This is a genomic window from Microcoleus vaginatus FACHB-2002 (assembly GCF_040004035.1).
In the GTDB taxonomy this organism is placed as follows: Bacteria; Cyanobacteriota; Cyanobacteriia; order Cyanobacteriales; family Microcoleaceae; genus Microcoleus; species Microcoleus vaginatus_C.
Window position 1 is genome coordinate 1 of record NZ_JAMPLN010000083.1, and the last position, 3,736, is coordinate 3,736.

General features: G+C 41.5%; 1 protein-coding gene and 3 pseudogenes. 1 reads left to right on the forward strand and 3 read right to left on the reverse strand.

The window, feature by feature from the left end; genetic code table 11:
* Nucleotides 1-138: 138 nt before the first annotated feature.
* Nucleotides 139-511: pseudogene (locus tag NDI35_RS29585) on the reverse strand (IS4 family transposase); the annotation flags it as partial.
* Nucleotides 512-650: 139 nt separating this feature from the next.
* On the opposite strand from NDI35_RS29585, the pseudogene NDI35_RS29590 reads away from it, so the two are divergent.
* Nucleotides 651-1,809: pseudogene (locus NDI35_RS29590) on the forward strand (IS4 family transposase).
* Between the two features lie 185 nt (nucleotides 1,810-1,994).
* Here the strand turns inward: NDI35_RS29590 and NDI35_RS29595 are convergent.
* A pseudogene (locus NDI35_RS29595) lies at nucleotides 1,995-2,189 on the reverse strand (transposase); the annotation flags it as partial.
* A 248-nt stretch (nucleotides 2,190-2,437) separates the two neighbouring features.
* The gene (locus NDI35_RS29600; RefSeq protein ID WP_445315814.1) at nucleotides 2,438-3,574 is read right to left on the reverse strand and encodes an ISAs1 family transposase; all 1,137 of its coding nucleotides are present in this window, start codon (nucleotides 3,572-3,574) and stop codon (nucleotides 2,438-2,440) included.
* Nucleotides 3,575-3,736 lie beyond the last annotated feature (162 nt).

Consider the following 3,736-nt stretch of genomic DNA (forward strand, 5'->3'; position numbering starts at 1 on the left):
GAACGTCAACTGTCGCTGGACTTCTATTTTATGGTTGAGCTTCCTGATCTCCTCGCCAGCGAACGTTGCCGTTCAACATCAACGTTCTGGAATTAAAACTAATTTCGTCTTAAGCTTGCTTAGTCTAAACTCCAGCAATTAAAATATGACTCCATTTGTTCCTTTATTGTTGAAAAAAAATTGTTCGGGACTTCTTTGAGTTCCAGGGAAAGGAGAAATAATTAGCCTGACATGAGGTTTTCATGCCTAGCTTAACAATCCCTAAATCTTGATTTTCGTCGGCGGCAAAATACTTAACAAGGTCAGAAGCTATTCCTTTTTGATAGGCAACCGAAAAATGATACATCCCCCGATAAATCATTTCTAATGAAACCCGTTCAATTGGTACTCCTAATTCATCTGCCACCGCATCTCGTAAATCTACTAAAACCGCATAAAATAGCCAAGTAGCCCAGATTTGGAGCTTGATTCCGTTTAATGAACCTGTCCATAAATAGCTGAGATTTAATACAATACGGTTCAGTTAAGGCTCAAACCGTTGTAAACTAGGTATTATATCCAAAAAGGGAGAGCAAGTTGGCGTGCATCTCAAAGAATTCTCATTAGTATCTCCCAAAATCCAAAGCACGGAGATATTCAAAGCAATAGAAATGGCAATTCCAGCCACTGCAATCGAACAGGCGATTACTAAAACGAAGGTGGAAGAGAAACGTTATCGTGCTTTACCAGCACAACTGGTAGTGTGTCTGGTAATCGCCATGAGTCTGTGGTCTAAAGATTCAATGCGGGATGTACTAAAAAATTTGATTGATGGTCTTAATGAAGGGTGGATAAAAATTGGTAAATATTGGCGGTTTCCATGTAAATCGGCAATTACTCAAGCCAGACAAAGATTAGGAGCAGGCGTGATGAGACAGTTGTTTCATTCTTTAGTGCGACCAATGGCTACAGTTGAAACAGTAGGAGCTTTTATCAACGAGCTCAGAGTCGTAGTGATAGATGGAACCTGCTTAGATATCCCCTCTGGGTGATGAAAATGCCCGGGTTTTTGGTCGTCCGGGAAGTCGTCCAGGTACAAGAGCAGCGTTTCCGAAAGCGAGATTAGTTATTTTATTAGAGGCAGGAACACATTTAATATTTGATGCCTTAATGTGTCCATATAAAATGGGAGAAAGAGTAAGAGCGTTAAAATTGTTACGCTCAGTGGCAGAGGGAATGTTATTGATGTGGGATAGAGGTTTACATTCTTACGCGATGGTAGAAGCCACAATCAGCAAAGGTTGTGAGTATTTGGGTCGAATTCCATCAAATGTTAAATTCTTAAACGAAACACAATTAAATGATGGTTCATACTTGAGTTGGATTTATCCATCCGGCAAGTTAAGAAAAAAAGGATTTAAGCCAATACAGGTAAGAGTAATCGAGTACATAATTGAGGCTCCCGAACACCCAGTCACACAAATTAGATATCGTTTAATTACGAGCTTGTTGGACGCTGAAAAATTTCCAGCCCAGTCACTTGCTTGTGAATATCATCAACGTTGGGAAGTCGAGAATACTATTGATGAACTCAAAGTGCATTTATTGGGGCGAAAAACTCATATTCGTTCTCAAAGACCGAAAGAAGTGGTACAAGAAATTTATGGTTTGCTACTAGGACATTGGGCGGTAAGAGCATTGATTTTTCAAGCAGCAAGCAGTGCAGGTGTTTCACCATTGCGTCTTTCTTTTACTGGAACATTACGAGTTATTCGTCGTGTTCTGCCAAAATTCCAGCGGTTACAACCACAAGAACTTCCCTTTTTTTAAATTGGTTAACTTGGGAGATACTTGACCAACTTCTACCTGAAAGGGTTCGTAGAAACAACCCAAGAGTTGTGAAAAAGCCTGTTTCCAAATTTCGCTCTAAACAAGTTAAACACAGAGGTACTGGAATAATAATGAATCCTCCTGTATTTATTGTTTTAAGCACTGCATAGCCTTAACTGAACCGTATTGAGATTTAATAATCTTTTTACTGTACAAAATGCGTCTTCAATTCGCCAGCGTCTTTGATATAAATCTGCTACTACATAAGGGGGCAATATTTCAGGTTCTCGGACACTTGTCAGATAAGAACGCCAGGAAGTCTTGGAGCGAATCTGTACTAATTTTATAGTCAAAGCTGGTGTCTGTTTTGTGCCTGCACCTATTTTAATTATCTGGTCTTTGACATCAGGGTAATCGCATCTTAATTCCCATGTCATTGTCAAGAAGATTGGCTTGACATTTGACAGAGGGATTCAACGAAAAGCGTCAAAGAGTATGAACCCGTAAAAATAATAACTGTATGGATAGCGGTAAAAACCCGATATCCGGGGGACTAAACCGAGTTGAAAGCCTTCTATTACCTAGTTTTAATTGGGAGGACAATAAGCTTGTCTCTATTAGATTTTTATTAAATTTCTGCCAGACCAGCACTGAGGATTTGGAGCAGAAAATTATTATCCATGCCCGCAGTGTAGCGCTTCATTTTTAAACTCAACTTCGACGGCTCCTGCTTGAGTAAACTAATACTCAAATGACGCAACAAGCCCAGATTTTGGGCAGCATTGCCCTGTCGAATCCGACTGGCATCCTCATTAAATGTGACATCTAACACCCAATGCAGACTATTTTCAATGCTCCAATGGGAACGAATCACCCAGCTATGTCGCTCGGCATCGGCTTCCAGACTGCTCAGATAAAATTGAATCTCCGTGGTGGTTTTATTCCATAATTGTCGCCGCCTGCGAACCATCACTACTGTAGTTAGACCCTCCCATTGGCTTTGTCGATGTAACCGTGGTAATTGTTTAACACTCACTACCCATACTTGCCGAGTTTCTACACGGTGATGCCCCGCCTCCACAGTTTCATGATAGCTGTACTCAATTCCTTCCCAAGACTTGGTACTTGCTTCCTCGAACCAAGATTCCACTTGTTTGTAAAGATTGAGCTGGTTGCCTTTAAGAGCCAACAGATAGTTCCCGTCTTGTCGCTTAATTTGACGAGCAATTTCGGTTTGGGTACCCATAGCATCAAGGGTAACTACCGCCCCCTTGAGATTAAGCAATGTCAGAAGCTGCGGTACTGCTGTAATTTCATTTGACTTATCTTTAACTTTTTGTTGTGCCACTACCAACCCATGTTCACTACTCCACGCACTCACCGTATGCAACGCTTTGAGCTGACCTTCTCGATCGTAGGAACCCCTGGACGTCTTGCCATCTATATGAATTACTTCGATCTTCAATGAAGCCGCGATCGTAGCAATCCACTCCAAAAAGCTCTCCTGTAATGCTATCGCATCAATCGATCCTATCACCCGCCCAAAGGTATCGTGGGATGGAATCCCATGAGGCAAGTCTAAAAATTGCTCTAACCAAGATTGTTTAGTTTTGCCGTAAACCTCAATGGCAACGAATCCGTCCGCCCCTGATAGCACCGCTAAAATGGCTATGGTGAGAATAGCTTCCAAACTGTGGTGTCTTGTTCTCTCCACACGAGGGTCCGGTATTTGCTGAAAATGCTTGAGTACACTCTGCTTGAGAATTTTAACCTCTCGTTGCTGCTGAGAGTTGAGAACAACTTTACCAAAGCCTGGCGTTGCTGAATTGATGTATGATGTAGCGATCAAGAGCCAAAAACATTATTCAAAACAGGATGGAATCTTTAGCTACATTTAATAGTTAGCAGGATATGGGGTGGGAACATC